This window comes from Bacillus sp. GMa5/1 (genome assembly GCF_050172015.1).
GTDB lineage: Bacteria > Bacillota > Bacilli > Bacillales > Bacillaceae_G > Bacillus_A > Bacillus_A cereus.
Genome location: NZ_JBNLYC010000188.1, coordinates 1 through 7094, shown reverse-complemented (window position 1 = coordinate 7094; position 7094 = coordinate 1). Strand labels below are relative to the sequence as shown.

Genomic DNA, 7094 nt, shown 5'->3' with positions numbered 1-7094 from the left:
AAATAAATACCACTGTCAGATTTTTTCAATTTATTATCTAATTCTTCTATACTCATAAAATGCAATTCACTCATACTTCTCTCTCCTTAGCAGTTTTAAATCGTAAAAAACAAGCAAGGTTTCTAAAAAAGTACTTAGCTGCCCTAGCATCTCTTATTTTATCTCTTGCTAAATGTCAAAAAACTGTTTCTATGTTCCTCAACTATCAATATGATTATTAATAAAATTTTCTATCGTTATTATCTCGCAATTTTATCATGTAATTTCGAGATCGTTTCCTCATTTAAATTACTGTGTTTTATCGAATAAAGGAAATATATTACTACCCCAATAGTAATCCAAATACTAAAGTACACCCATGTCCTTAACGGTAAATTTAGCATTAAAAACACACAGCATACAATTGCAACGCATGGTAATACAGGTACAAAAGGTACCATAAATCCACGTTTTAAATTTGGGTGTGATTTACGTAGAATAATAACTGATAGACAAACTAACGCAAACGTCACCAAACTACCGATATTAACTAAATTAACTAATTCTTTCAAATCAATAAACCCAGCTATTATAGAGCTCCCTATTCCTGCCAATCCAGTTATAAAAGTGGGTGCTCCAGTTTTCTTATTAACTTTCGCAAATGATTTCGGTAACAATCCATCACGACTCATTGCAAAGAATACTCGTGTTGCCGCATACATATTGGAAAAAATAACAGCCATAAGGCCAATTACAGCACCTGCAGCAATTGCACCAGCGACTTTTCCTTGTCCTACAACTTCCATTACATAAGCCATCGCCTCAGGAACATTTAATTCTTTATAGGAAACCATTCCTGTCATAACAAGACATACCATAACATAAATAATTGTACATATGATTAATGATGCAATAATACCGATCGGAAGATTACGTTTCGGATCTTTTACTTCTTCTGCTGAAGTTGCTAATATATCAAAACCCGTAAAAGCGAATAAAATAGCTGCTCCACCCGTAAAAACTCCACTTAAACCGTATGGTGCAATTGGTATCCAGTTTATTGGTTTTACATAGAATATACCAACCGTAATAAACAACAAAATCATTCCAATTTTAATCAATACCATTGTATTATTGATTCGTTTACTTTCCCTCGTACCACGGGATAACATCCATGCTAATATCAATGTAATGATTACTGCTGGTAGATTCACAATACCACCATGCGAAGGAATCGTTACTAGAGCTTTAGGTATCTCTAATCCAAATCCCTTTATTAAATTGTGGAAATAGCCTGTCCATCCAGCAGCGACAGCCGCTGTTGCCACGATATATATTAATAGCAATGACCAACCTACTAGATGAGCAACAAACTCACCAATTGTTGCATATGAGTATGTATATACACTACCAGACGCCGGGAGTGTAGAAGCAATTTCCGCGTAACATAATGCTATAAATCCACATATAATTGCTGCAAGTATAAATGAAAAAACAACTGCTGGGCCAGCATTTCTTGCTGCTACTAATCCAGTTAACACAAGAACGCCCGTTCCAACTATCGAGCCTACCCCTAACATAATTAAATCAAATGCTCCTAATGTTTTCGTTAAAGTCTTGCTTTGATTATGCTCTAACAATTGTGTAACGGATTTCTTTTTTAGTAAATTACTCATATTTTCTGTATCCCCTTTAAAATAAGGTTTATTCTTCTCGTTAGTGTTGTATATAAATTTACTTAGTTATTAACTAGCCTCATAATATTTCTTTTACATTAAATAGATTTAAAATATTATATAAATTCGCTTCTCACTTACTAGTTAAACTAGACATTTCCATAGATTTTTGCGTACAACGTTTCATAGCTGAAATGATAGCTGTTCTTAAACCTTTTTCTTCTAGCGTTACTACAGCCTCTATCGTCGTTCCACCTGGAGAACAAACCATATCCTTCAATTCACCTGGATGTATTCCTGTTTCCAGTACCATTTTTGCAGAACCTAATACAGCCTGAGCCGCAAATTTATAAGCTTGTTTTCTCGGCATACCGCCAAGTACAGCAGCATCTGCCATGGCTTCTATAAACATATACACATATGCTGGAGAAGAACCACTAATAGATGTAACAACATCCATTAGTTTTTCATTTATGACCTCCGTCTGGCCGAAAATATTAAATATGTTCAGTACCTCTTTTATATCTTTTTCTGTAACCATTTCATTAAAACATAACGCAGACATTCCTTCTCCAACAAGTGCCGGTGTATTAGGCATTACTCTAACAACTTTTAACTTTCTACCAAATTCATTCTCAGTGCTCTTAATACTTTTCCCTGCAGCAATAGTTACAACGATTACATCATTTTTTATTTGATCTTTTATTTGGTTAATTACCGATGAGTATAAATCTGGTTTGATTGATAAAATTAAAATGTCAGCGCTGTTAGCGACTTCATTGTTGTTAGTAGTTATAGTTATGCCATATTCATTACTAGCATTTTTTAAATTAATGACATTTAAATCTGAACAAATTATTTGATCTGGAGAAACTATATTTTTTTTAATCATCCCACCTATCATAGCAATACCCATGTTTCCACATCCGATGAATCCTATTTGTTTATTCATAATAATTTGCTCTTGCTCCTTCTACTCTAAATTTTATTGATCTTGAAATTATTATTCTAAATAAGGGCTATTACAATTACTTGGTTTATCAATAGAATTTCAAAATTCTCCTTCCTATATAGAGCTTACATATACCTCTAATAACTTCTTTGCTTTCGCTGAATTTTGAGGTGTGGGTCTTACTGCCCGGCAAATAGCGGGATAAAATCATTTCTTTAATCTATAATAAGAAGGACATAAAAAAACAAAAAGTTACAAAAATTTTCAAATTAAAACTTTTATAACTTTTTGTTTTGATGTAAATATAATTTCAATTAAAGTATCTCATCGTTTTAAACTTGACGCTCCATAATCTTGTATAGTTACATTTATATGATATTTAATCGGTACTTTACTAAATGTTTGATCCCAATCTTTTTTAACTTTCTCCCATGTTCTCGGGTGTTTAATTCTTAATTGGTTGCCAAAACCCGCAATATCGACTTGATATTCTTTTTGTATTTTTTTTGTAACATGATGTACTAAGTGCTTTACTTCTTTTTCAATAGCTTTTTCTTCCCTTTTTAAAAATTTATTTTTAAATTTTTTTCCTGATTGCATCCAATTTTCAGACAAACGTCCTTCTGATTCAATGTTTACATCAAAGGAAATATTATTTCCATTAACATGTGGTATGATTTTGCTTTTTATTGACTTTATTTCGTATATAATGAGTTTCTTTGATTCTTTATCAAAAGTTTTTACCACACCACCATTCCTTTTTCCATTTATCCATACTACTCCTTCCAATTCCTGTTCATTTAAAAAGCCCATCAACTTTTTTGTCTTCCCTTTAATTACAGCAGCTCCTGCAAATTTTGTTTCCCCTTTTATCGAGATTACATTTTGCAAAAGAAAACTGGACCCTGACCGCATCTTTCCTTCCAATTTAGCGAGCGATACAGGAGGTAAAATCCTTGTTGTTCTATTTCTATTATCTGCAATTCCAGACAAACGAAATGCTGGGATTTCTCCTTTTTTGTTTGATTCCAGTACCTCCTTCGCTAGACCCTTGCTAATTAAGAGCATACAGCTAAGCCGAACTTCATTGTCACGGAGATACTGTTCAAGTAATTGTTCTAAACTGAATGTACGTACAAGACTATCACTAATAACAATGTTTTTTAAATGTGGGCTGAACATTGTGCTCTCTCTTTTCAATGAAAACTCACGAACAATTTGATGAATGGAATCACCGGTCTCAGAAACATTTATATAACGTTTTTGTTGTCCATTTCCTTTACTTTGTGCTTGCGAACTAACAATTTGATAAGTAGCTGTTATAAGATTTCTTTTAGGATAACCTCCTTCCTCATCCTCTTTCTCAATTGTTGAATCCTTCCCTTTATCTAGTGCTATACCTGCAGTTAAACTCAACTCTTCTACTTCTTTACTGCTCCAACATCCTGTTAAAAATAGAAGCAAAAGCGTCCATAACAAAGTCAAATAGAACCGCATATAATTAAATTTATTTTTCACACTACTCCTCCTTTTAATCGCGTAATAATAAGAAGAAGCAGTGGCAGTAAACCAAATAAAAATAAAGCAGCATTACCGAGCATATCCCCCAATTTAAGCAAGTCATTTATATTTTTCGAAGTCATAGCAATGATGTAAATGATTGGAATCAAAGCAAAAATAAACGGATGAATTCTCTTTTTAAAGAGTTGTGCTAATCCTAATGCAGCTGCATAATAACTAATCGTATAGGTAGCAAATATTTGCATAATCCATATTACAAGCAATAAAGATTCAAAACGTTCAAATATTAATCCAGAAATTTCAAAACTGCGCATAAGATCAATTGTCGGCCATGTTCTTGTTACAACCCCATCAATTGATAATGCACCAATGACCATTACAACAGTTATTACATAAAAGATTAACGGAATAGAAATTCCAACTAAAATAGCTTTTACTGCTTTATTTCGTTGTTCCATAAATACCAAAAGAATTAACATAATTTCAGGACCTGTATATGCGAGAGACGTTGTTTTTATCCCATCTAATACTGGTTTAATTCCCAAACCTAATACGGGACGGAGATTATCTATCTCGAATATTCCGATGCTCATAAAGGAAATGATTAAAAAAATAAAAACAGTAATAGGAAATATTATTTCAAACATCCGTGCAATTGAATTAATACCACTCATAATCAAATAGAGACCTATCCACATAAAAGGCATAACAATAGCCCATGTGGGGGTTCCTTCGAGCAAAAAAAAGCTTATTACTTCTGCCATTGAACGAATTTGAAATGCTGAAGTTGTAAGAAAATACCCTATAATAAGAAAACTAAGTAATCTGCCTATCCATTTCCCTACAATATCTTGACTGTATTGGTAAAATGTTTTTTCTGGAAACTGCTGACTTAATTTGACCATAATTACTCCTGAAACCATTGCCAGTATTCCACCTAATATCACACTTATCCATACATCTGGTGTTTTCACTTTTTCCACAGATGCTCTGGGCAGAGTGAGAATTCCTGTCCCAAGTATGTAATTTACAATAATAACAACTGCCTGTGAAGTTGTTATTCGGTCTTTAAGTTTAGTAATCACTGAAGGCCACTTCCTTTCGTCATCAGCTACCTTTTGCGGATATTTTTTTTGGTATGCATTATTTTCGGTCGACGTCTCATTATTTTTAATGGCATGCGAACCATAAAATCTTTCCAGTCACTGAATTGATATGGAACAGCAGGACTGGTATAAGGAACGCCAAAACTTTTCAGTTTCACTAAATGACTGCAAAGTAAAAGAAAGAAGAGAATAACTCCATACAAACCAAATATCGCAGCACAAAACATAGCTACAAAACGAAGAATGCGTAACGTAATTCCTACACTATATTGCGGAATAGTAAAAGAAGAAATAGCTGTTACCGCAACAACGATAACCATTATTGGACTAACAATTCCTGCTTCTACGGCAGCCTGACCAATTATTAAACCGCCCACAATTCCCATTGCAGGTCCAATTGGTTTAGGCAGACGTAAACCTGCTTCTCGCAAAACTTCGATAGCTACTTCCATAATTAACGCTTCTATTAAAGCGGGAAAAGGGACTCCTTCTCGCGATCCGATAATAGAAATAGCGAGCTTAGTGGGAATTAATCCTGGATGAAATGAAATAAAAGAAATATACAGTGCTGGAGCAAATAATGAAACAAAAGCTGTCATGAAGCGTAATAAGCGGAGAAGCGTACCAGGAAGCCACCTTTCATAATAATCTTCTGGTGATTGCAGCAGCATACTAAATGTAACTGGAGCAATTAAAACAAATGGTGTTCCATCTAACAAAATAGCTACTCGACCTTCCATTAAAGCACTAATAACACGATCAGGTCGTTCTGTATTTTGAATCTGCGGAAAAGGACTGAGATAATTATCTTCAATAAGTTGCTCTATATAACCAGATTCGAGTACACTGTCTATGTCAATTTTCTGAATTCTGTTTTTTATTTCATCCACCAATTCTGTACTAGCAAGATCTTTAATAAATGCGACAACTAACTCTTTCTTTGCACGTTCTCCTACTGGTAGCTTTACTAATGATAAGTTCTCATCCGCACAGTGTCGTCGCAAAAGTGAGGTATTATCACTCAATACTTCAGTAAAACCGACCCGTGGCCCTCTGACTAATGCCTCCGATACTGGTTCTTCAATATTTCGTTTATTTGCTTTTGTTGTACCAAGAATAAACACATCTGCTAAACCATCAATTAAAAGAGCTGTTGAACCTATCAATACTTTGGGTATTAAATCTTTTATGTAATGGACTTCTGCTACTTCACTAATTGTAAGAACTTTATTTTTAATATATTCTTTTGAAACAGTCCCCTCCACATAAGAAGATTCATTTTTATATTCATCAGAAAAATCATCCATTAGTAATTTCATAATATGTTTGTCAATTATCTCTTTATCTGATAGGCCATCAACAAAAACGATCCCAGCCTGAATATCTGTGCGTCCAATATTAAACTTCCGAAAGCGAACATCAGAATTATGTCCGATTTGTTGCTTTATAAGTTCTAAGTTAGAGGCAAAATCATTTGTGAAATGAACGATTGCATTTTGAGATGGTTTATGCTCTTGTTTCGTTTTACTTTGAATATTATTTTTTTTCACTTGTTTGTCTCTTGACTTCCACCAACTCATTCTTCCCACTCTTTCTCTGACATACGAACCCAATGAAAAAATCTTGAGATAGTATACGGAATTAAAAACAAGATAAAAGCTTGTACAAAGACTTTCCAATCTGGAAGATAAGAAGTAATTATGTTCCACATTTTTATCACCCAATTTATATACTCTGCTAGGATTGAGATTTCTAAAAAACGATATGTACTTAATAAAAAATAACTATAAGATTAAAGAGCAGAAAAGCGAGACATTATGCTTATTTAGTACAAATAACCTAATTAGTATAAAAACATTT

The 7094-nt window shown here is 33.5% G+C and carries 5 protein-coding genes and 1 pseudogene; all 6 read right to left on the bottom strand.

The features are described from left to right. Positions 1-74, bottom strand: a pseudogene (locus tag ACQGSG_RS24770) (nucleotide excision repair endonuclease); the annotation flags it as partial. Positions 75-239: 165 nt separating this feature from the next. Then, entirely contained in the window at positions 240-1655 is a 1416-nt protein-coding gene (locus ACQGSG_RS24765; protein WP_000067452.1) for an amino acid permease, read from the bottom strand. Positions 1656-1788: 133 nt separating this feature from the next. Further along, the gene (gene proC / locus ACQGSG_RS24760; RefSeq protein WP_001041290.1) at positions 1789-2607 is read right to left on the bottom strand and encodes a pyrroline-5-carboxylate reductase; all 819 of its coding nucleotides are present in this window, start codon (positions 2605-2607) and stop codon (positions 1789-1791) included. 324 nt (positions 2608-2931) lie between these two features. Then, positions 2932-4125: a Ger(x)C family spore germination protein gene (locus ACQGSG_RS24755; RefSeq protein WP_000790801.1), complete on the bottom strand. Its 1194-nt coding sequence runs from the start codon at positions 4123-4125 to the stop codon at positions 2932-2934. Next, positions 4122-5213 (bottom strand): spore germination protein, encoded by a 1092-nt coding sequence (locus ACQGSG_RS24750; RefSeq protein WP_000628927.1) that lies wholly within the window; start codon positions 5211-5213, stop codon positions 4122-4124. Before ACQGSG_RS24750 ends, ACQGSG_RS24755 begins: the two co-directional genes overlap by 4 nt. Positions 5214-5239: 26 nt before the next feature. After that, positions 5240-6814 carry a spore germination protein gene (locus ACQGSG_RS24745; RefSeq protein WP_000119222.1) on the bottom strand — a complete coding sequence of 525 codons (1575 nt, stop codon included), beginning with the start codon at positions 6812-6814 and terminating at the stop codon, positions 5240-5242. Positions 6815-7094 lie beyond the last annotated feature (280 nt).